Origin of the sequence: Nonomuraea sp. 3-1Str (assembly GCF_031570565.1) — a bacterium.
In the GTDB taxonomy this organism is placed as follows: domain Bacteria; phylum Actinomycetota; class Actinomycetes; order Streptosporangiales; family Streptosporangiaceae; genus Nonomuraea.
On sequence record NZ_JALHBK010000017.1, the window covers coordinates 145,987 to 166,250 of the forward strand.

The window sequence follows — 20,264 nt, forward strand, 5'->3', positions numbered from 1 at the left end:
GACTGGGGGGCGGGGAACCCCGGCCCTGGACGGGGCGGGGGGTATGTCATCGTCTCTCCCGTCGTTCATCACTTGCGGCACATGACCTTATAGGTCACCTCAGACATCGACTGTCACGACGCCGGCCGACCCGCTCATCTCCCGGGCTCGGAGCCGCTGATCCCCGGCGTGCCGCCCAGGCGCATCACGTGGCCGGTGATGTGGTCGCGGGCGGCGGCGACGGCGCGGGCCACCAGGGTGTCCACGTCCCGGCGCGGGCGGGCGCCCGACAGGAGCAGGGTGGCGTAGCCGTGCGTGGTGGCCAGGTGCACGTACACGAAGTCGGCTGTGTCGGCCCACGAGGTGTCGCCGGGCAGGACGTCGCCGGCCAGGGCCATGAGGGTGTCCATGAGGCGGCGGCTCTGCTCCTGGACGGTCTCGGCGTGCGGGGCGGCGAAGTCGTGGGCGAAGACGAACTCCACGCCGGCGCGATGGCCCAGCACGTAACGGGTGTAGGCGCCCGCGGTGGCGGCGAGCCGCTCGACCGGATCGGGCCCGGCCCGCTCGGCCGCCTCGGCGAGAAGGTCCGTGATGGCGGCGATGACGGACGCGGCGCAGGCGGCCAGCAGGGCCTCGCGGTCCGGGAAGTGGCGGTACGGCGCGGCCGACGACACGCCCGCACGGGCCGCGACCTTGGCCACCGAGAACCCCGCGACCCCGGTCTCCGCCAGGAGCGCGATGCCCTCACGGATCAGCTCGGCGCGCAGGTCGCCGTGGTGGTAGCCGCGTCGTGGCGTCGTGGGACTGCTCATGGCGAACGATTCTCTCCCCTCCGGCATGTGAGACGCCTCTAACATAATGTTAGAGTGCTCTTACTTCTGAAGAAATGGGACATTTCATGCGAAAGCGCACACTTGGCACGCAGGGCCTCACGGTGTCGGCTCTGGGGTACGGCGCGATGGGGATCTCCCTGGCGTACGGGCCCTCGGACGAGAAGGAGGGGACGGCGACCATCCGCCGGGCCCATGAGCTCGGCGTGACGTTCTTCGACACGGCCGAGCTGTACGGGCAGGGCGAGAACGAGCGGATCGTCGGCGCCGCCCTCGCCCCGGTGCGTGACGAGGTGGTCATCGCCACCAAGTTCGGTTTCGACTTCACCGGCACCCGGGAGGGCGGGGTGGACAGCCGTCCGGGCCACATCCGGGAGGTCGTCGACAACAGCCTGCGTCACCTCGGCGTCGACGTCATCGACGTGCTCTACCAGCACCGCGTGGATCCCGGCGTGCCTATCGAGGACGTGGCCGGGACGGTCAGGGAGCTCGTCGACGCGGGCAAGGTCCGCTACTTCGGCCTGAGCGAGGCGGGGGCCAACACCATCCGCCGCGCCCATGCCGTCCAGCCCGTATCGGTCCTGCAGACCGAGTACTCCCTGTTCGAGCGCGACGTCGAGACCCTCCTGCCGGTGCTGCGCGAGCTGGGGATCGGATTCGTCGCCTACTCGCCCCTCGGCCGGGGCTTCCTCACGGGCCAGGCCAAGCCCGGCGCCGAGTACGACCCCAGTGACATGCGCAGCTGGGACGCCCGTTTCCAGCCCGGCAACTACGAGCGGAATCTGGAGGCCACCCGCCGGCTCGCCGACCTGGCCGCCGACAAGGACGCCACCGTCGCCCAGCTCGCCCTGGCCTGGCTCCTCGCCCAGGGCGACGACATCGTCCCCATCCCCGGCACTCGCAGCCGCGGGAGGCTGGAGGAGAACGTCGCCGCCGCCGACCTCGTCCTCGACGAGGCGGACCTGAAGCGCGTCGCGGAGATCCTCCCCACGGGCGGCTTCGGCGCTCGCTACCCGGAGCAGCACCTCCCCACCTGGGACTGACACCGCGGCCCCCGTTCCTTTCCCGGGGCGGGAACCGCGGCCGTACCGGTATCAGGTCAGGGTGAGCGGTGTGGCGGCGGCGATGTGGGTGAGCTTGTCAGGGTTGCGGATGAAGTAGATGCCGGTGACGAGGTCGTCCTCGACCTTGAGCGCCATGACGCTGTCGATCTCGCCGTCGAGGCGCAGGAGGAGCGCCGGATCGCCGTTGACGGTGGTGGGCTCGCCGGTGAGCGTGCCTTCCTTGTCGCCGAGACTGGCGAGGAGGAGGCGGACCACCTTCGCGAGGCCGGTGACGGGCCGCAGCGCGGCGCTCCTGACGCCACCGCCGTCGCTGATCAGGACGACGTCAGGGGCGAGCACGTCGAGCACGCCCTGCAGGTCGCCGGTCTCCACGGCGTGCTGGAACGACGCGACGGCGGCCTGGGCCTGGCGCGGGGAGACCACGTGGCGAGGGCGGCGGGCGTCGACGTGCTTGCGGGAGCGGTGCGCGATCTGGCGGACCGCGGCGGGGGTCTTGCCGACCGCCTCCGCGATCTCGTCGTAGTCGACGTCGAAGACCTCGCGCAGGACGAACACGGCCCGCTCGGTGGGCGAGAGGGTCTCCAGGACGAGCAGCACGGCCATGGACAGGCTCTCGGCGAGCTCGGCGTTCTCCGCGACGTCCGGCGACGTGAGCAGCGGCTCGGGCAGCCAGGGGCCGACGTAGGCCTCCTTGCGCCGCCGCAGGGCCCGCAGCCGGTCGAGCGCCCGCCGGGTCGTGACACGCACGAGGAACGCGCGCTGGTCGCGGACCTGCGCCAGGTCGATCTCGGCCCAGCGCAACCAGGCCTCCTGCAGGACGTCCTCGGCGTCGGCCGCCGAGCCGAGGATCTCGTAGGCGACGGTGAAGAGCAGGTTGCGGTGGGCGACGAAGGCCTCGGTCGCCGGGTCCGCGGCGTGGTCGTGCATCCTCGAATCCTTCCATGGCGGCCCGTCCCCGCAGGCTGGGCATGGGGGGCGGGCATGGGGGAGCGGGCGGCGCCTGGGCCGCCCGCTTCAGGGGGGCTACGACACGTACGCGGGCGCCGCCTGGACGCGCTGCTGCCGGGTGTTGTCCTTGGCCTTCAGGACGCGTGCGCCGGGCTTGCGGGCCTCGTCGGCGAGCTGCTTGACGGTGTGGGCGACGATGAACTCCTTGAGGCGCGCGCCCGGTCCGCCGCCGACGTAGAACCGGATGGCGGTGTCGTCCTTGCGCGCGAACTGGAAGATGCCGGCGCCGCGGCCGAGGCTGACGCACAGCCCGGCGAAGGCGACGCTGATGGCTTCGGGCGCTCCGCCCTCGATCCGGCGAAGCACGGCGTCGGCGGCGTGCGGGCCCAGCTGGACGGCGGCCTGGCAGCCCATCCGGTAAGCGAGGCCCGAGGGCGAGGCCGCATCCCCGGCGGCGACGATGCGGTCGTCGTCGACGCTGGTCAGGGTCTCGTCGGTGAGGAGGCGGCCCGTCTCGTCGGTGCTGAGGCCGCTGCGGGCGGCCAGGTCGGGAACGCCGAAGCCGGCTGCCCAGATGGTCAGGTGGCCGCGCACCTCGCGGCCGTCGGCGAGGCGGACGGCGTCGGCCGTCACGGACGCCGCCTTGGCGCCGGGGCCTTCGAGGACGGTCACGCCGAGGGCCGCCAGCCGCTTGGCGACGAAGCGGCGGCCGTTCGGGTGGAGGTAGGGGCCGAGCTGTCCTCCGCAGACGAGGGTGACGGTACGGCCCGCCTCGGCGAGCTCCGCCGCGATCTCGATACCGGTGGCGCCGCCGCCCACGACCGTCAGCGCCGCGGTGGCGGGCGCGGCGGCCACGGCCTGGCGCAGCCGCTCGGCCTCCTCCAGGGTGGCGATCTGGTAGGCGAACCTGTCCGCGCCGGGCACCTCAGGCACGCCGCTGCGGCTGCCCACCGCGTAGATCAGGTGGTCGTACCCGACCGTGCCGCCGCCGGCCAGCGAGACGGTCCGCGACTCCCGGTCGATCGCGGTCGCGGTGTCGACCACGAGCTTGACGCGTTCGCTCAGGACGTCCTCGTAGTCGACGACCGCGTCGTCGGACCCCGCCACCAGCTGGTGCAGGCGCACGCGCTCGACGAAGGCCGGGCGCGGGTTGACGAGGGTCACGGCCACGTCGTCGCGGCGGGTCAGGCGGTTGGCCGCGAGGACTCCGGCGTATCCGCCGCCGATCACGATGACTTCCGTCCGGCCGCCGGTGTGCTCCGTCATGGTCTCTGCTCCGTTCGCTCGGGTTTCGCACACAAGGCGCCGGACGGAGGGAACCTGTGACAAGGTGTGGCGCGGATCACATCGGGCGGTGGGTCGGAGCGGAGCTGATCGAGTTCGCTGTGCGGGTGGCGGCGGCGGGTGCCGGTGGTGAGCCGACCGGCGGTCCCGCAGCCCGACCCCCGCTAGTGGCGGAGAGTCTTCTTCAGAGTGTGTGAATGGCAGTCGTCAGGATCGGCCTCAATCGGGTTGAATCCATCCGGGCGGCAAACGTGCCCAGCCTGAGGTCGTCGGTGACCTGGATGACGTGTTCATCGATGAGGTAGGCGTAACGTGCCCAGCGCGGGCTGCCACGGACGGAACCGGGTGGCGTCCGGGTCGAGGAGTTCCACCGAGCGTGCCGTACATTCGGTGCGTGAATGTGTCGGAAGCGATCCGGGTGCGGTAGATGTTCGTCTTCGCGCTCCCGCACCGCGGCCGGCTCACGTGGCCGCTCCGCGCGGTCCGGCTCGCCGGGCTGGTGGTCCTCCTGGTCACCATCATGCGGACGGATCCCGGCCTGATCGACCGCCGTCCCGTCGTGATGGCCGGGCTGCTCGCGGCGGCGAGCGCGGGATGGCTGCTCTGGCTGGCCTCGGACTGGCTCGGCCGCCGTTCGCTGGTCGTGGCGCTGCTGCTGATGGGCGTCGCGGGGGCCGCGCTGACGGGTGCGGGTGCGGGCGTGGCCGTCGCGTTCCCCGCCGTGGCGCTCATCGACGCCGGAGCCAGGCTGCCGCCGCGCCAGGTCCTGCCGATCACGTTCGCGACCGTCGCGGCCATGGTCTCGCTGAGGCCCTCCTCGCCCTGGCCGTACCTGGTAGCGCACGTCTCGGTGCTGGTGGCGTGCGTGTTGCTCGGGACGTTCAGGAAGCAGGTGCTGCAGCGCGCGGAGCAGGCAGAGCTGCTCCTGGGCAACGCCGAACGGGCGGCGCAGGAGCGGGCCAGGGCGGCGGCGCTGGCCGAGCGTTCGCGAATCGCCAGGGAGATCCACGACATCCAGGCGCACGCGCTGTCGGCGCTCTCGGTGCAGCTCAAGGTGGTGGACGCGCTGGTGGAGGAGGGGGCGGAGGACGAGCGGATCAGAGTCTTCCTCCGGCGGGCGCAGGAACTGGCCGACGAGGGGCTGGTGGAGACCAGGCGCGCCATTCTCGCGCTGCGGGACGAGGCACTGCCACTGGAGGAGCTGCTGACCGGCCTGGCCACGGCCTACGCCGACCGTGCCGGCAAGCCCGCGGAGCTGGAGATGGAGGCGGCATCCGCGGAGCTGTCCGCCGACGTCGCCCTGACGCTGTATCGGGGTGTGCAGGAGGCGCTCACGAACGCACGCAAGCACGCGCCGGGAAGCCCCGTGCGCATACGCCTCGCTTACGGCACACACGCCACGCTGAGCGTTGTCAGCCAGGGCCCTGCCGCGCCGGTCGGCTCCGGCTTCGGGCTGCGCGGGCTCAGGGAACGGGCGGAGCGGCTGGGCGGGACGCTGAGCGCGGCCCCCAAGGGAGAGGAGTGGCACGTCGACGTGCGGATCCCGCTGTGATCAAGGTGGTCGTGGCCGACGACCACCCGGTCGTCCGCGACGGACTGGCGGTCCTGCTCGGCCTGCTGCCCGACGTGGAGGTGGTCGCGACGGCGGGCACCGGCGCGGACGCGGTCGCGGCCGTGGCGGCGCACCGTCCCGACGTGGTGCTGATGGACCTGCGCATGCCCGAACTCGACGGCGTCGAGGCCATCCGGTGGATCGGTCGTGAACACCCGCGGACCGGCGTGGTCGTGCTCACCACCTACTCCGATCAGCGGGAGATCGCGGCGGCGTTGCGCGCGGGCGCGCTCAGCTACCTGACCAAGGACGCCTCACGCGAGGACATCTACCAGGCGGTGGCCGCCGCCGCTGAGGGACGCAGCCTGCTCACCAAGCGGGTCCGCGAGTCGCTCTTCGACGCCGCTCCGTCCCCCGAGCCTCCGGACGGGTTGACGAACCGCGAGCTGGACGTGCTCAAGCTGGTCGCGGCGGGGCTGTCCAACCGGGAGATCGTGCAGCGGCTGCGCGTGAGCGAGGCCACGGTGAAAACGCACATCAACCGCATCTTCGCGAAGATCGGGGCGCGGGACCGCGCGCAGGCCGTCCGTTACGCCTACCGGCGGGGGATCGCCTCCGACTCTCAACCCACGGGTTGACGCGAACCAACCTCCGGCTTGACGATCGGCCCCGGCCCTGCGACCTACCGTCGTCTGCCATGAGCGATGTGAGCGTATTCCTCCTCAACCTGATCATCTTCGCGATCGCCATCGAAAGCGACATCGGCCGGCGGAAGGTGGGGCTGTTCCGGCTCCTGCGCCCTGTGGCAGGGGCGGCGGCGCTGGTTCCGATCTTCTTCGACGGCTTCGAGCTGTCGGGCACCGGGCTGCTGCTCGAAGCCGCGGCCACCGTGCTCGGCCTGGCGATGGGACTGGCCGCGGTCTCGTTCATGCGGTTCGAGTACGTGCCGGACAAGCAGGCCGTGTACTCCAGGGCCGGGCTTGCCTACGTGACCGCCTGGGTCGCCATCACCCTGACGAAGGTCGCCTTCTCGTACGGCGCGACGCACGTGTTCGGTCCAGAACTGGGCCGCTGGATGGCGGCGCACGACGTGGGAGCGAACGCGCTGAAGGCGGCGATCATCCTGCTCAACGTGTCGACGATGCTGGCCAGGGTCGGCGGCATCCACGTCAGGGCAAGGGCGACGGCCGCGCCGCGACCGGCTCCCGTTCCGGCCGGCGGGCCCGGCTCTTAGCACGTGAGATCCGGGCAGCTCAACTGCGGGTGCAACGGCACCACGCCGTCCGCGAGCACCAGATGTGCGGCACCCTCCACCGAGACCCGTTTCACCCCAAACACCACCTCGCATCAGATGCGACATGCATCGCATCTGATGCGGGATCCCGTCCGGCGTCCGGAGAAGTGGCAGGCAGCTGGCCACCCGCCAACGCACAGGATGACCTCGGCGGACGCCGCCCTCACAGACCGACGGCCAGCTGAAACGCCTTCTTCAAGAGCGCGAATAGCTCATCAGATGCTATTCGTCTCCTTATCAGTTCATCGAGATGTGGACGTGGTCGAAGTGGTTCTCGGTGATGCTGCCGCGGTCCGACATGGCGCTCCATCCGGAGCCCTGGTTGATGCGCTGCCGCCAGATCACGTACTTCACGCCCAGCTTCGCCTTGTTCGCCAACGCCCAGGCCGCGAGGCGGTCGCCGAGGGCCTGGTTGGCGGCGCTGGGCATGGTGCCGCCCGAACTCATCATGAAGTCGCACGCCCGGCCCAGCGGGTGCTCGCCGCTCGACCCCGAGCGGAAGCAGCCGACCGTGAACGGCAGGGAGAAGTTCTTCTGGACCAGCGCGCGCATCGCCTGGGTGCGGGGGGTGATGTTGTCGGTGCCCGACGGCAGCTCGGGCGCCCAGGTGCCGTCGGAGCGGCGGCCGGTGCTGACCGGCACGAGATCCTTGAGCTTCTTCTCGATGTCGTCGATGACGTCCTGGGCCTCGTCGCGCCGCTTGGCGACGTCCGCCGTCTCGGTGCTGATCCGGGTGGCCAGGGCGGCGGCCTCGTCGGCCGCCCGCTTCTTCTCGTCGCGGGCCTTGGCGACGCCCGCCACGACCGTCTGCTGGTCGCGGGTCATCTGCTCCAGGACGGCCGCGCCGGCGGCGCTGTTGGGAAGCATGAAGCCGAGGACGGCCGGGTCGCCGTTCTGGTAACGCAGCTGCGCGATCTCGGTGACCCGGCGCTCGGCCGTGGCGACCGCCTGCTCGGCGGCGGCGAGCCGCTTGCCGGCCGTGCCGGCCGCCTGCTGGGCCTTGGCCAGCTCGACCCGCTTGAGGTTGTAGCTCTCGATGAGCTTGTCGACCTTGCCGTTCAGTTTCTTCAGCTCGGCGCGCAGCTCGGACTCGCTGGGTTTGGGCGCGGCGGTCGCGGTGGCCGCGCCGAAGCCGGCGGTGGCGATCACGACGCCGATGACGAAGTTGATGGCAAGGCGCGTGGGGGACGCGGACGCCACGGAGTATTCCTCTCCCTCTGCCGGCCGGGTTAGCTGACGGGTTCGGGATGGGAGGTCCCTACCACCGAAGTGGATTCACCCCAGATGCGGTGGGTCCCCGGCTCCCGAGCGACGCGCCCGGGATTAGGCGTGTACCAGCTGTTACGGCCGGTACCGAAGGGATACTAGTAGTAAAGCGGAGGTCATGCGACTCCAATCGGAGATCAATCAGTGATCAATCTGTGATCGGAGCAGCCGGGCCGCCTCCTCGGGGAGCACGTCGTTGACGAACGCGCCCATCGCCGACTCCGACCCCGCCAGGTACTTCAGCTTCCCGGGCGCCCGCCTGATGCTGAACAGCTCCAGGTGCAGGTACCCCAGCTCCCGGTCCTGCCGTACCGGAGCCTGGTGCCAGGCCGAGACGTACGGCATGGCGACGCCGAACATCCCGTCCAGAGCCCGCAGCACCGAGGTGTAGAGCGGCGCGAACGCGGCGCGCTCCTCCTCCGACAGCGCGGCGAGGTCGGGGACCTGCCGGTGCGGATAGACGTGCACCTCGAACGGCCACCGGGCCGCGGCCGGGACGAAGGCCGTCCACAGCTCGTTGGCGGCCACGACCCGGGTCCCGGCGGCGCGCTCGGCCGCCAGCACGTCCGCGAACAGGTTGCCCCCCTGCCGGGCCGCGTGCCGCGCGGCCGCGCCGAGCTGGAGCTTCGTGCGCGGCGTGACGTATGGGTAGGCGTAGATCTGCCCGTGCGGGTGGGTCAGCGTGATGCCGATCTCCTCGCCCCGGTTCTCGAAGCAGAAGACCTGCTCGACGCCGTCGATCGCGGACAGCTCGGCCGTACGGTCGGCCCAGGCCTCCATCACCAGCTCGACCTGCGCGTCGGACAGGCGGGAGAACGAGGAGGAGTGCTCCGAGGTGAAGCACACCACCTCGCACCGTCCCACCCCCGGACGAACCTCGCTCAGGCCCCCCACATCCTGATAAGTCCCGAGATTCGTGGAGAAGGAGGGGAAACGGTTCTCGAAGACCACCACGTCATAGTCGCGCGCCGGGATCTCCGAGGCCCGCGTGTCCGTCGACGGGCACAGCGGGCACTCGTCCGCAGGAGGCATGAAGGTGCGCGTCTGCCGGTGCCCCGCGACCGCGATCCACTCCTCGGTCAGCGGGTCGTAACGCAGCTCGGAGGCCACCGGTCGCGGATTGAGCGGCCGGCGGTCGATCGCGCCGCGGTCGGCGTCGTCGCTCCGGTCGAAGTAGATCAGCTCCCGGCCGTCGGCCAGATGGGTGATGGTGCGCTTCACGACTACCCCTCAGCGATGATCAGTTGTCCGGCCCGGTCGGCCAGCTCGGTGCGTGCGTCCTCGGGCAGCCCCGCGTCGGTGATGACGACGTCGGCCTCGGCCAGCTCGGCGATCGTGCTGATGCCGATCGTGTTCCACTTCGTGTGGTCCGCCGGGACCACCAGCCGGTGCGCCGCGGCCACCAGCTCCCTGTCGGTCTCCGCCTCCAGCAGGTTCGGCGTGGTGAACCCGGCCCGCACGCTCATGCCGTGCACCCCGAGGAACAGCGTGTCCACGTGCAGCCGGCGGATCGCGGCCACCGCCACCGGGCCCACCAGCGCGTCGGAAGGAGTGCGGACGCCCCCGGTCAGCACGACCGTGCGGTCGGGGCGCGGGTTGCGGTGGAAGACGTCGGCGACCGGCACGGAGTTCGTGATGACCGTCAGCTCGGGCACGCCCGTCAGATGGTGGGCCAGCGACCACGTCGTGGTGCCGGCCGACAGCGCGACCGCGGTGCCCGGCCGTACGAGCTCGGCGGCGGCACGCGCGATGGCCTCCTTCTCGTGCTGCTGCCGGGCCGACTTGGCGGTGAAGCCCGGCTCCTCCGTGGACCCCTGGTCCAGCGCCGTCGCGCCGCCGTGGACCTTGGCCAGCAGGCCGCGCTCGGCGAGGACCTCCAGGTCGCGGCGGATCGTCATGTCGGAGACGCCGAGCTCGCGCACGAGGTCCGCCACCCGGACGCCGCCGCTGCTGCGCACGCGCTCGAGGATGGTCTGCTGTCGCTGCTGTGCCAGCAAGCCCGCGCTCCTTCCAACAGATTCCACCAAATTATGACATGCCAGTGTTGGGGAATGTTGACCGGTCTCACCCTTGTGCCGGAAGCGCCGGCGGGAGACGTTGGAGACGCACGTCACACCAGAGCTCGTCGCTTTCACAGGGAGGCTCGTATGGCCAGGCGCAGTCGCAAGGGCAAGGCCCGCAGGAAGAAGAAGGCCAACCACGGCAAGCGTCCCACGGCGCGCTGACGCCCGCCCGGCCGGCGGGACCGCGGCGACCGGGACGGCGCGGTCGGGTCAGCCGGGCAGGTGGGCGAGGGCCTCGTCGATGCGTTCCTGCGGAAGCGCGAAGTCCTCCATCGCCCCCGACAGGTAACGGTCGTACGCGGCCAGGTCGAAGTGACCGTGACCGCACAGCGCCGTCAGGATCACCTTCTCCTCGCCGCTCTCCTTGCAGCGCAGCGCCTCGGCGATCGTCTCGGCCAGCGCGTGCGTCGGCTCGGGCGCGGGCAGGATCCCCTCGGTACGGGCGAAGCGGACACCGGCCTCGAAGCACTCGCTCTGCGACTTGCTGACCGCCTCGAACATCCCCAGCTCGTACATGTGCGACAGCAGCGGCGACATGCCGTGATAGCGCAGGCCACCCGCGTGGATCGGGTCCGGCACGAAGTCGTGGCCCAGGGTGTGCATCTTGAGCAGCGGCGTGAACCCCGCCGTGTCGCCGAAGTCGTAGGCGTACACACCTCTGGTCAACGACGGGCACGCGGCCGGCTCGACGGCCCTGATCACCGGGTCGATCCGGCCGGCCAGCTTCTCGCGCAGGAACGGGAAGACGAGTCCCGCGAAGTTGGAGCCGCCGCCGGTGCAGCCGATGATCACGTCGGGCGTCTCCTCCATCTGCTGGAGCGCCTCCTCGCCGATCACGGTCTGGTGCAGCAGCACATGGTTCAGCACCGAGCCGAGCGCGTACCGGACGTCCTCGCCGGAGCCGGCCACCTCGACCGCCTCGCTGATCGCGATGCCCAGGCTGCCGGACGAGCCGGGCGTCTCGGCGAGCACCCTGGCCCCGGCCTTGGTCACGGGCGACGGGCTGGCGTGGACCGTCGCGCCGTACACCTGCATGAGCGAGCGCCGGTACGGCTTCTGGTCGTAGGAGGCCCGCACCATCCAGACCTCGCACTCCAGCCCGAACTGCGCGCACGCGAACGCCAGCGCGCTGCCCCACTGCCCGGCGCCGGTCTCGGTGGTGAGCTTCCGCACGCCTTCGCGGGCGTTGTAGTACGCCTGCGGCACGGCGGTGTTCGGCTTGTGCGACCCGGCGGGGGAGCCGCCCTCGTACTTGTAGTAGATCCGAGCCGGGGTGCCGAGCGCCTGCTCCAGCCGGCGCGCCCGCAGCAGCGGCGTCGGCCGCCACAGCCGGTAGACGTCCAGCACCTCCCGCGGGACGGCGACGAACCGCTCGCCGCTCACCTCCTGGCCGATCAGCTCCATCGGGAACAGCGGCGCGAGGTCGTCCGGGCCCACGGGCTGCCGGGTCGCCGGGTGCAGCGGCGGAGGCGGGGGCGCGGGCAGGTCCGGGACGATGTTGTACCAGTGGCCAGGGATCACCGTTCCAGTCTGCGCCGGTCCCGCCCATCTCACCAGGTCACGCGCCGGATCACCTGGAGCTCCTTCAGCCGGGTCCACGGTTCAGCCGGGGTCCTCGATCGCCGGCCGTCCGGGTCTGTCCACCCGTACGACGACGTCGGCGCTCGCCCGGGGCCGCGCCTCGCGCTCGTAGCGGGCATAGGCGGGCAGCCGCCAGCGCTCGTCCTCGCCGGTGCCGCGCGCCAGCGCCGCCTCCGACAGCCACAGATGCACGCTCAGCTCCGCCGGCAGCCCCCGCCCCAGGAGCAACGTCCCGTCGAGCAGCAGCACCCCTCCCACGGGCAGGTCCTCGTACGGCAGGCGGTAGGCCCGGTCCGCGCCGCTGTCCCACAGCGCCGGCAGCACCTTGCCGGTCCCGCCGGGCTCCAACGGCCCGAGCACCTCACGGACCAGCGCCCCGGTGTCGAGCCAGTCGTCGTAGAACACGTCCGGATCGGTACGGCCGTACTCCAGCCGCAGCGACGCGGGCCGCAGGAAGTCGCCGGCGGACACCCGCACCACCGCCCGCCCGCGGACCCTGAGCGGCGCAACGAGGGCGTCGGCCAGCCGCCCCGGCTCGCCCGGCGGCGCACCGTCGAGCAGCACCCGCATCCGCCGGTCGCGGGGAAGGGCGTCGATCCGCCCGGCCAGCTCCTCCGCCAGCGCCTCCGGCGAGATCGGTCGCACACGCATCGCCCCGAGCCTACGCGACCTTCCCTCACCCCACCGGCGGCTGCCCGCGGCCCGCCTCGCCGTCCTGTCGGTGCCGTCCGCCAGGGTGTGACCATGACACGCGAGGCCGTACCCGAGTTCCTGGACATCACCGGCCCGGACCAGCTGCCCCCCGCGCTGCGCCGCGAGCTGATCGAGTGCTGGGTCACGGTGACCAACGCCGGAGGCGCGGCCGGGTTCCCGTTCCCGCCCGTCACCTTCGACCAGGTGGCGCCCGTGGCCGACCGGATCATCGCCGGTCTCGACCCGCACCGCGGCCGCCTCCTCGTGGCCCTCCTCGGCGGAACACTCGTCGGCTGGCTGCACGTACGCAGGGACGCCGAACCGCTGACCTCCCACTGGGGCACGGTCCACCACGTCCAGACGCACACCGCGTTCCGCGGCAGGGGCCTCGGCGCCGCGCTGATGCACCGTGTGCGCCGCCTGGCCCGCGAAGAGATGGGACTCGAACAGCTCCACCTCGCCGCCCGAGGCGGGACGGGCCTGGAGGACTTCTACGCGCGGCTGGGATGGAAGGAGATCGGCCGCTGGCCCGGCGCGCTCCGCCTCGCACCCGGCGACGACCGCGACGAGATCCTCATGGTGCTCACCCTCTGACCGGCGCGCCGCCCAGTGCGGCGATCTCAGGCGGCCACCGTGTCATCGAAGCCCATGGCCTCATCACGAACCGGACGCTCGGGCTTGCCGGGCAGCCAGGCCAGGGCCAGGACGACGCCGAGGAGACCGAGGCCCCCGCTGGTCGCCAGGACCAGGTCCAGAGCATGGACGAAGGCGGAGCGGACCGTGTCCTCCAAGGCCGCCGAGCCGGTGGATCGTGCGGCGGCCAGCCCGGCGAAGACGCTCTCGCGTGCCTGCTCCGGCACCGCGGCCCGGTAGGCGGAGGTGAGGATCGAGCCCAGCACCGCCGCGCCGAAACTGCCGCCCAGGGTGCGGATGGACTGATTCACCGCGGCACCGACGCCGGCGGTGCCGGGTGACAGAGTGCCCAGCGCCGCGTCCATCGCCGTGGGCAGGACACAGCCGAGCCCGAGTCCGTACATGGCCGTCCAGGCGGCCGCCCACCCGGTGCCGCTGCCCGTACCGGTGGTGGCACCCCAGAACAGGCCCCCGGCGAGCAGGACGAACCCGACACCGACCGCGAGCCTGGGTCCGATCAACCTGCTCAGCCTGTTCGCCGTCGCCATCCCGATGAGCAGCCCGCCGATGAGCGGCAGCAGGCGCAGGCTGCTGCCCATCGCGTCCGTCCGCAGGTTCGCCTGGAAATACTGCGGCAGCACGAACAGAACGCCGAACATGGTGAAGTTGACGAGCGTGGCCAGCGCGGTGCCGACGGTGAAGCGCGCATCGCCGAACAGCGCGAGGTCCACCAGCGGCGCGCCGGTCCGTCGCTCCCAGACCACGAACAGCCCGAGCGCGGCCGTCCCGCCGAGGATCGGCCCGAACACGGCGGCGTCGGTCCAGCCTCGTTCACCGATCTCGATGAGGCCGTAGGTCAGCCCTGTCAGCGCCGCGCTCGACAGCACCACACCGCCCACGTCGATCCGCCTGCCGCGCTCCTGCCGCGATTCGGGCAGCCAGGCGGCGACCGCGAGGAACGCCAGGACGACGACGGGGATGTTGATCAGGAAGACCGAGCCCCACCAGAAGTGGTTCAGCAGCCAGCCGCCCAGGACCGGACCGATGGGAAAGGCCAGCAGCGAGGCGCCCGCCAGCGTTCCGATCGCCTTCGGCCGCTCCTCCGCGGTGAACATCGCCGGGATCAGCGCCAGCATCGTCGGCATGATGAGCGCCGCTCCCAGGCCCAGCACGGCACGTGCCGCGATGAAGATCCCGGTCGAGGGGGCGTAGGCGGCGGCCAGCGAGCCGGCGCCGAAGATGACCAGCGCGGCCAGGAGCGTCCTCTTGCGGCCCAGGCGGTCGCCCAGCATTCCCGCCGGGATCATGCCGGCGGCCAGCACCAGCGTGTAGACGGTGACGAACCATTGCAACTGGACGTTGTCGGCGTGCAGGTCCTCGGCCATGCTCGGCAGGGCCAGGTTGAGGATGGTCACGTCGAAGCCCACGGCCAGCGACGTGAGCACGAGCGCGGTCAGCGCCCACCATCTGCGTGAGTCGGGTTGATGCGACATCGCGGGTCCTACTTCATGGCGTTCATGATGAGCTTGTCGAACTCGCGGTCCGGCAGCGTCCTGTTGAGCTCCAGGAGCTGGTCGGCCGTCCAGCCGACCGGGTAGCGCGTCTCGGGCTTGTCGGCGTCGACGGCCTGCCGGATGGTGGTGGCGACCAGGCCGGGGTCCGAGCCCTGGGTGTTCTCGCCGAGTTGCGACTCGGCGCGTCCGGCCATGGCTTCCGCCATCTGCCCGTACGCGGTCGCGCCGGAGATCTCACGGAGGTCCTGTGCCGTACGGTCTTCGAACTCGGTCTTGATGATCCCGGGCTGGATGATCACGACGTCGATGCCGAACGGCTCCACCTCCATGCGCAGCGAGTCGGAGTAGGCCTCCAGGGCGTGCTTGCTCGCGTAGTACCAGCAGCCGAGCGGGAGCGCGATCTCGCCGCCGATGGAGGAGACGTTGACGATCGTGCCGGACCCTTGCTCGCGCATGTACGGCAGGACGAGCTGGGTCAGCCGGGCCGGTGCGAAGACGTTGACCTCGAACTGGTCGCGCGCCCGGTCGATGGGGATGTCCTCGGCGGCGCCGTGCAGGACGGTGCCGGCATTGTTGACGAGTACGTCGATGCGCCCCTGCTCCTCGACGACCGCGGCGACAGCGCGTTCCAGGTCCTCCGGCCGGCGTACGTCCAGCGCCAGGGCGTGTCCGCCGGCGTCGCGGATGTCGTCCATCCTGGGTACGCGCCGCGCGGCGCCGTAGACGATGTGGCCGGCGCGGATGAGTTCGAGGGCGGTGGCCTTGCCGATGCCGGCGGAGGCGCCCGTGACGAGAACGACCTTCTCCATGATGAATCTCCTCTTCGGTGCAGGCCAACGGTAGGGTTGTGTTTTGCGCCGAGACAACTGACGGAACTCATATGGCCAGGTAGAAGGCCGCATATTGGTGCAACGAGCTTGCAGCTGAGTGCAACCGACCGAGGAGAGGACGACGTGCCAGGAGACCGGTTGACCAGCGAGGACCGCCGCCGCATCGCCGAAGGTCTGGCGGCCGGCCTGTCGTACGCGGAGATCGCCCGCCGGCTGGGACGGTCCAGGTCCACCGTCACCCGCGAGATCGCCAGGAACGGCGGCCCGCACGGCTACCGGGCCGCCCGTGCGCAACACGCCACGAACTGGCGCGCCCGCCGCCGCAAGCGCGCTCCCCACGCCGACGTTCCGCACCCCACCGACAACCGTGACGTCCGTACGGCCAGGGAGTTCGAGGAACAGTTCGTCGCCATGATGATCGAGAGCGGAATGGCGCCCATGACCGCCAGGGTGTTCGCCGCGCTGTTCCTCAGCGAGGGCGGCAGCCTGACCGCCACGGAGCTCGTCCGGCAACTCCACGTCAGTCCGGCGACGGTCTCCAATGCCGCCAAGTGGCTCGAACAGCGGGCGATGATCGCCCGGGAACGCGAAGCCCGCCGGGTGCGTTACCTGGTCGACGTCGATGTCTGGTACCGCACCTGGGCGGCCAGCGCCAGGACGATAGCGATATGGGCCGACACCGCCCGGCACGGCGCCGGGATCTTCGGCACCGACACACCCACCGGCGACCGGCTCCGCACCACCAGCCAGTTCTTCGCACTGCTCGGCCACGACATGGGCCAGGCGGCCGAGCACTGGCGGCAGGCCCTCTCCATGCAACCCCAGCGGTGAACTGCGTCAGGTGAGAGCGGCCGCCAGGGGGTCCTCACGTGGCGATGAAGTCGTACCTGTCCAGCTGGGCGCGCACGTCTGTGCCGGCCGTGCGGAGCCGTGGATCAGCCGGGAGACACTCAGAAGCCCACTCCCCGTCCGGGGGAGTGGGCTTCGTGCGGTCGTGCTGGTCGGGGCGACAGGATTTGAACCTGCGACTTCTTGCTCCCAAAGCAAGCGCGCTGCCAAGCTGCGCCACGCCCCGCTGCGCCGGGTACGCACACGCTCCGGGACTCCGGTACGCTTACGCCCTGACGACCGGTTGAAGTCTAGACCAGACCACGACCGGTTCGTGCGGACGTAGCTCAATGGTAGAGCCCTAGTCTTCCAAACTAGCTACGCGGGTTCGATTCCCGTCGTCCGCTCCAAAGGGCCTTCCCCTGGTGGCCCAGAGCTCTTCCGGCACCTCCACACCCCTCTTGGGGAGTGCGAGCGTCCGCTTGGACCTCCGGGTCCTGGCCTCGCCCACGGGCCCGTACCGAGCGCCACCATGTCAAAGGACGGGTGAGCTGATCTCACCGGGGTACTCCGAGCCACGTAGCCCGATCAGCGCCGCTCGCCGTCCACGGCGACGTCACGCCGCAGGCTCAGGAGTCGGCGCGGAAGAGCGCCCAGACGGCCTTGCCGCCGCGGGCCAGCGGGTCCCAGCCCCAGCACTGGCTGTAGGTCTCGACGATGTAGAGCCCCCGCCCGTTCTCCGAGACGAAGTCGGGCTCCTTGGGCATCGGCACTTCGTCGCTCGGGTCGGCCACGGCCAGCAGCACGTGCGGCGCCACCCTCATCAGCAGCAGTTGGATGCCCTGCGGCGCGCTGGAGTACATCGCGTACCTGACCGCGTTCGTCACCAGCTCCGACACCACCAGCGTCGCGTCGTCGCTCAGCTCCGACAGCCCCCAGCTCCGCAGCGTCGAACGTGTGACGTCGCGCGCGGTCTTGACGGAGTCGGCCTGGAAGGGGAGCGGGCACGAGGTCGTGTACGGCTTGCCGGCCGTCAGCAGGCTGTCGAAGCCCACCTCGCGCGTAATCTGCAGGCAATCGGCAGTGGCCAAGGAATCCTCCACCATCCCGCCGATACCTCCTGCTGCCCTCGATTTAGTGCATGTCTGGCCAAAATGCACTAGACCATCATGGGTCACGGGTCCGGGTGCCTGCAAGACCCAAATGCACGTGCATGTGCAATGTGCAGCAGCATGAGCGGTTACTCGGATGGGTATCCGAATCGGACACCAGGTTGGGACCTTGTCATACCCGACGATGTGGTGTCACTGTGTGTGCGGACCTTGATAGGAGGCAGAGTGACGCAGAACCAGCCGGGTTCCGGCCCTACGGCGCTGCGTATTCTCCTGGGCTCCCAGCTGCGCCGGCTCAGGGAGGCGAAGAGCGTCACCCGCGAGGAGGCGGGCCACCTGATCAGGGGTTCCGAGTCCAAGATCAGCCGTATGGAGCTGGGCCGCGTCGGGTTCAAGGAGCGCGACGTCGCCGACCTGCTCACCCTGTACGGCGTGACGGACGCCGAGGCCCGCGCCGCCGTCCTGGATCTGGTGACCAAGGCCAACGAGCCCGGCTGGTGGCACCGCTTCAACGACGTCCTGCCCACCTGGTTCCAGGCGTACGTGGGCCTGGAGGAGGCCGCGGAGCGGATCAGGACGTACGAGGTGCAGTTCGTGCCCGGCCTGCTGCAGACCAAGGAGTACGCCCGCGCGGTCGTCACCGCCGGAGCGGCCGGCGTCGGCCCCGACGAGATCGCGCGCCGCGTCGACCTGCGGCTCGAACGCCAGCGCCTCCTCGACCGGCCCGACGGCCCGATCTTCTGGGCGGTCATCGACGAGGCGGCGCTGCGGCGCCCCATCGGCGGTGCCGAGGTCATGCGCGCCCAGCTGGAACATCTGGCGGACCTGATGCGCCAGCCCAACATCACGATCCAGATCATGCCGTTCAGCTTCGGCGGCCACAGCGCCGAGGGCGGCGCGTTCAGCATCCTGCGCTTCCCCGACCGCGAGCTGCCGGACGTCGTGTACGTCGAGCAGCTCGCCAGCGCCCTGTACCTGGACAAACGCGAGGACGTCGACCGTTACACCGAGGTGATGGAGCGGCTCTGCGCCGTCAGCACCACCCCGGACGAGACGGCCGCGTTGCTGCGGACCATCGCCGACGAGTTCTGAGGCCCGTCACGTCGCTGTCGGGTGCGCACCTGCCCTAGACTGGCCATCGGCGCTCGTATCCCGCCGTGGCGGAGCATGCCCCAGCGCCGCTCATGTGGGCGCGGCGCGTGAGCCGTACCGATTGGACGCGCCCGCGATCACTCGAAGCATGATCAAGGAGACCACCCCGTGAAGACCGCTGTCGAGGAGCTCAGCCCGACTCGGGTCAAGCTCACTGTCGAGGTGCCGTTCGACGAGCTGCGCCCCAGCCTGGATGCCGCGTACAAGAAGGTCGCGCAGCAGGTACGGGTCCCCGGGTTCCGCCCCGGCAAGGTCCCGGCTCGCATCATCGAGCAGCGCTTCGGCCGCGCGGTCGTGCTGGAGGAGACCCTCAACGACGCGGTGCCCAAGCTGTACGGCCAGGCCGTCGACGAGGTCGACGTGTTCCCGGTCAGCCAGCCCGACATCGAGGTCACGAAGATCGACGACGGTGAGCAGATCGAGTTCACCGCCGAGGTCGACATCCGGCCCAACTTCGACGTCCCCGAGTACAAGGACGTCGAGGTCGCCGTCGACTCCGCCGAGGTGACCGACGCCGACATCGACGCGCAGCTCGACGCCCTGCGCCAGCGTTTCGCCACGCTGACGGGCGTCGAGCGCCCCGCCACCTCCGGCGACTTCGTCGTCATGGACCTGCGGGCCGAGATCGACGGCAAGAACATCGAGGAGCAGCAGGCCAGCGAGGTCTCCTACGAGGTCGGCGCCGGCTCGGTGCTCCAGGGCCTCGACGACGCGCTCGAGGGCATGTCCGCGGGCGAGGAGAAGACCTTCCGCACCGAGCTCGTCGGCGGCGAGAACGCCGGCGAGCAGGCCGACGTGATCATCAACGTCAAGTCGGTCAAGGAGAAGGTCCTGCCTGAGCTCGACGACGAGTTCGCGCAGCTCGCCAGCGAGTTCGACACGCTGGAGGAGCTCAAGCAGAGCATCCGCGAGCAGTCCCGCCGCAACAAGCTGATCGACCAGGTCGTCCAGGCCCGCGAGAAGGCCCTCGACACGCTGCTGGAGAAGCTCGACATCCCGATCCCCGACAGCGCGCTCAAGGCCGAGGTCGACGCCCGCAAGCACAACCTCGAGCACCAGATCGCCGAGAGCGGCCTGAGCCGCGACGCGTTCTTCCGTCTCTACCAGACGACCGAGGACGAGCGCTTCGCCGAGTTCGACACCAGCTCCCGCAAGGCGATCAAGGTCGGCTTCGTGCTCGACAAGATCGTCAAGGCCGAGGAGCTGGGCGTCAGCGAGCAGGAGCTGACCAACTTCGTGGTCCGCCGCGCCATGGAGATGGGCGTGCAGCCCAACCAGCTCGCCCAGCACCTGGCCGACAACGACCAGCTCACGCTGGCCATGGTCGAGATCGTTCGCGACAAGGCCAAGGCCGTGCTCGGCGACGCCGCCAAGGTCGTCGACAGCGACGGCAACGAGGTGGACCTCAAGGCCATCTACACCGAGATCAACGGTGAGGAGGTCGTCGAGGAGTCCGCCGAGGACGAGAGCGACGAGAGCGTCGAGGCCGCCGACCAGGCGGACGACACCGCCGGCAAGGCCGAGGACAAGCCGGAGGCGTAAGGCCCCCGGGCGCGAGTCCGGAGCGCGGCCACCGTACGGGCCCACGGCCCGAGCGGTGAGCGCCCACGCACGCGCCGAAGCCCCCAAATTCTATGATTT

Annotated in this window: 19 protein-coding genes, 2 tRNA genes and 1 riboswitch; of the genes, 9 read left to right on the top strand and 12 right to left on the bottom strand. The window is 70.7% G+C overall.

Annotation, left to right across the window (positions count from 1 at the left end; translation table 11 throughout):
- Window positions 1-134 precede the first annotated feature (134 nt).
- The gene (locus MTP10_RS25890; protein WP_310712277.1) at window positions 135-791 is read right to left on the bottom strand and encodes a TetR/AcrR family transcriptional regulator; all 657 of its coding nucleotides are present in this window, start codon (window positions 789-791) and stop codon (window positions 135-137) included.
- Window positions 792-877: 86 nt separating this feature from the next.
- Between MTP10_RS25890 and MTP10_RS25895 the strand changes: the two genes are divergently transcribed.
- The gene (locus tag MTP10_RS25895) at window positions 878-1,852 is read left to right on the top strand and encodes an aldo/keto reductase (RefSeq protein ID WP_310712278.1); all 975 of its coding nucleotides are present in this window, start codon (window positions 878-880) and stop codon (window positions 1,850-1,852) included.
- Between the two features lie 51 nt (window positions 1,853-1,903).
- Here MTP10_RS25895 and MTP10_RS25900 read toward each other — a convergent pair whose 3' ends face one another.
- Both MTP10_RS25900 and MTP10_RS25905 read right to left on the bottom strand, forming a co-directional pair.
- Complete coding sequence (locus MTP10_RS25900) at window positions 1,904-2,800, bottom strand: RNA polymerase sigma-70 factor (RefSeq protein ID WP_310712279.1); 897 nt, start codon at window positions 2,798-2,800, stop codon at window positions 1,904-1,906.
- Between the two features lie 96 nt (window positions 2,801-2,896).
- Window positions 2,897-4,087, bottom strand: a complete 1,191-nt coding sequence (locus MTP10_RS25905; RefSeq protein WP_310712280.1) for an FAD-dependent oxidoreductase — start codon at window positions 4,085-4,087, stop codon at window positions 2,897-2,899.
- A 445-nt stretch (window positions 4,088-4,532) separates the two neighbouring features.
- Between MTP10_RS25905 and MTP10_RS25910 the strand changes: the two genes are divergently transcribed.
- Genes MTP10_RS25910 through MTP10_RS25920 form a run of 3 tightly spaced genes read left to right on the top strand, consistent with a single transcriptional unit; the run spans window position 4,533 to window position 6,891 of the window.
- A complete protein-coding gene (locus tag MTP10_RS25910) occupies window positions 4,533-5,657 on the top strand; it encodes a histidine kinase (protein ID WP_310712281.1) in 1,125 nt (374 codons plus the stop codon).
- Window positions 5,654-6,295, top strand: coding sequence for a response regulator transcription factor (locus MTP10_RS25915; protein WP_310712282.1), 642 nt, complete (start codon window positions 5,654-5,656; stop codon window positions 6,293-6,295). Before MTP10_RS25910 ends, MTP10_RS25915 begins: the two co-directional genes overlap by 4 nt.
- 59 nt (window positions 6,296-6,354) lie before the next feature.
- Window positions 6,355-6,891 (top strand): hypothetical protein, encoded by a 537-nt coding sequence (locus MTP10_RS25920; protein ID WP_225302437.1) that lies wholly within the window; start codon window positions 6,355-6,357, stop codon window positions 6,889-6,891.
- 297 nt (window positions 6,892-7,188) lie between these two features.
- On the opposite strand, the gene MTP10_RS25925 is transcribed toward MTP10_RS25920, so the two are convergent.
- The 5 genes from MTP10_RS25925 to MTP10_RS25945 all read right to left on the bottom strand — a co-directional run bounded on the left by MTP10_RS25925 (window position 7,189) and on the right by MTP10_RS25945 (window position 12,512).
- Complete coding sequence (locus tag MTP10_RS25925) at window positions 7,189-8,151, bottom strand: hypothetical protein (protein ID WP_310712283.1); 963 nt, start codon at window positions 8,149-8,151, stop codon at window positions 7,189-7,191.
- Window positions 8,152-8,155: 4 nt separating this feature from the next.
- Window positions 8,156-8,291: riboswitch (cyclic di-AMP (ydaO/yuaA leader) on the bottom strand.
- 67 nt (window positions 8,292-8,358) lie between these two features.
- Entirely contained in the window at window positions 8,359-9,438 is a 1,080-nt protein-coding gene (gene galT, locus MTP10_RS25930; RefSeq protein ID WP_310712284.1) for a galactose-1-phosphate uridylyltransferase, read from the bottom strand.
- A gap of 2 nt (window positions 9,439-9,440) precedes the next feature.
- Entirely contained in the window at window positions 9,441-10,214 is a 774-nt protein-coding gene (locus tag MTP10_RS25935) for a DeoR/GlpR family DNA-binding transcription regulator (protein WP_310712285.1), read from the bottom strand.
- A 276-nt stretch (window positions 10,215-10,490) separates the two neighbouring features.
- Entirely contained in the window at window positions 10,491-11,801 is a 1,311-nt protein-coding gene (locus MTP10_RS25940) for a TrpB-like pyridoxal phosphate-dependent enzyme (protein WP_310712286.1), read from the bottom strand.
- Window positions 11,802-11,882: 81 nt separating this feature from the next.
- Window positions 11,883-12,512, bottom strand: a complete 630-nt coding sequence (locus tag MTP10_RS25945; protein ID WP_310712287.1) for a uridine kinase — start codon at window positions 12,510-12,512, stop codon at window positions 11,883-11,885.
- Window positions 12,513-12,605: 93 nt separating this feature from the next.
- Between MTP10_RS25945 and MTP10_RS25950 the strand changes: the two genes are divergently transcribed.
- Window positions 12,606-13,148, top strand: coding sequence for a GNAT family N-acetyltransferase (locus MTP10_RS25950; protein ID WP_310712288.1), 543 nt, complete (start codon window positions 12,606-12,608; stop codon window positions 13,146-13,148).
- Window positions 13,149-13,174: 26 nt separating this feature from the next.
- Here the strand turns inward: MTP10_RS25950 and MTP10_RS25955 are convergent, their stop codons facing one another.
- Both MTP10_RS25955 and MTP10_RS25960 read right to left on the bottom strand, forming a co-directional pair.
- The gene (locus MTP10_RS25955; RefSeq protein ID WP_310712289.1) at window positions 13,175-14,680 is read right to left on the bottom strand and encodes a DHA2 family efflux MFS transporter permease subunit; all 1,506 of its coding nucleotides are present in this window, start codon (window positions 14,678-14,680) and stop codon (window positions 13,175-13,177) included.
- A gap of 8 nt (window positions 14,681-14,688) precedes the next feature.
- A complete protein-coding gene (locus tag MTP10_RS25960; RefSeq protein ID WP_310712290.1) occupies window positions 14,689-15,510 on the bottom strand; it encodes an oxidoreductase in 822 nt (273 codons plus the stop codon).
- A gap of 159 nt (window positions 15,511-15,669) precedes the next feature.
- Between MTP10_RS25960 and MTP10_RS25965 the strand changes: the two genes are divergently transcribed.
- A complete protein-coding gene (locus tag MTP10_RS25965) occupies window positions 15,670-16,362 on the top strand; it encodes a helix-turn-helix domain-containing protein (RefSeq protein WP_310712291.1) in 693 nt (230 codons plus the stop codon).
- Between the two features lie 167 nt (window positions 16,363-16,529).
- Here MTP10_RS25965 and MTP10_RS25970 read toward each other — a convergent pair.
- A tRNA-Pro gene (locus MTP10_RS25970) sits at window positions 16,530-16,606 on the bottom strand.
- Between the two features lie 89 nt (window positions 16,607-16,695).
- On the opposite strand from MTP10_RS25970, the gene MTP10_RS25975 reads away from it, so the two are divergent.
- Window positions 16,696-16,769 (top strand) — tRNA-Gly (locus MTP10_RS25975).
- A 219-nt stretch (window positions 16,770-16,988) separates the two neighbouring features.
- On the opposite strand, the gene MTP10_RS25980 is transcribed toward MTP10_RS25975, so the two are convergent.
- Window positions 16,989-17,450, bottom strand: coding sequence for an ATP-binding protein (locus tag MTP10_RS25980; protein ID WP_310712292.1), 462 nt, complete (start codon window positions 17,448-17,450; stop codon window positions 16,989-16,991).
- 246 nt (window positions 17,451-17,696) lie between these two features.
- Between MTP10_RS25980 and MTP10_RS25985 the strand changes: the two genes are divergently transcribed.
- Window positions 17,697-18,563 carry a helix-turn-helix transcriptional regulator gene (locus MTP10_RS25985; RefSeq protein WP_310712293.1) on the top strand — a complete coding sequence of 289 codons (867 nt, stop codon included), beginning with the start codon at window positions 17,697-17,699 and terminating at the stop codon, window positions 18,561-18,563.
- A 168-nt stretch (window positions 18,564-18,731) separates the two neighbouring features.
- On the top strand, window positions 18,732-20,165 hold the full coding sequence (tig, locus tag MTP10_RS25990; RefSeq protein ID WP_310712294.1) for a trigger factor: 1,434 nt from the start codon (window positions 18,732-18,734) through the stop codon (window positions 20,163-20,165).
- The last annotated feature ends 99 nt before the right edge of the window (window positions 20,166-20,264 follow it).

Excerpts from the sequence above, each read along its gene's own strand:
- MTP10_RS25890 (WP_310712277.1), bottom strand. The coding sequence starts at position 791 with ATGAGCAGTCCCACGACGCCACGACGCGGCTACCACCACGGCGACCTG.
- MTP10_RS25900 (WP_310712279.1), bottom strand. The coding sequence starts at position 2,800 with ATGCACGACCACGCCGCGGACCCGGCGACCGAGGCCTTCGTCGCCCAC.
- MTP10_RS25950 (WP_310712288.1), top strand. The coding sequence starts at position 12,606 with ATGACACGCGAGGCCGTACCCGAGTTCCTGGACATCACCGGCCCGGAC.
- MTP10_RS25960 (WP_310712290.1), bottom strand. The coding sequence starts at position 15,510 with ATGGAGAAGGTCGTTCTCGTCACGGGCGCCTCCGCCGGCATCGGCAAG.
- MTP10_RS25920 (WP_225302437.1), top strand. The coding sequence starts at position 6,355 with ATGAGCGATGTGAGCGTATTCCTCCTCAACCTGATCATCTTCGCGATC.
- MTP10_RS25910 (WP_310712281.1), top strand. The coding sequence starts at position 4,533 with ATGTTCGTCTTCGCGCTCCCGCACCGCGGCCGGCTCACGTGGCCGCTC.
- MTP10_RS25895 (WP_310712278.1), top strand. The coding sequence starts at position 878 with ATGCGAAAGCGCACACTTGGCACGCAGGGCCTCACGGTGTCGGCTCTG.
- MTP10_RS25945 (WP_310712287.1), bottom strand. The coding sequence starts at position 12,512 with ATGCGTGTGCGACCGATCTCGCCGGAGGCGCTGGCGGAGGAGCTGGCC.
- MTP10_RS25905 (WP_310712280.1), bottom strand. The coding sequence starts at position 4,087 with ATGACGGAGCACACCGGCGGCCGGACGGAAGTCATCGTGATCGGCGGC.
- MTP10_RS25955 (WP_310712289.1), bottom strand. The coding sequence starts at position 14,680 with ATGTCGCATCAACCCGACTCACGCAGATGGTGGGCGCTGACCGCGCTC.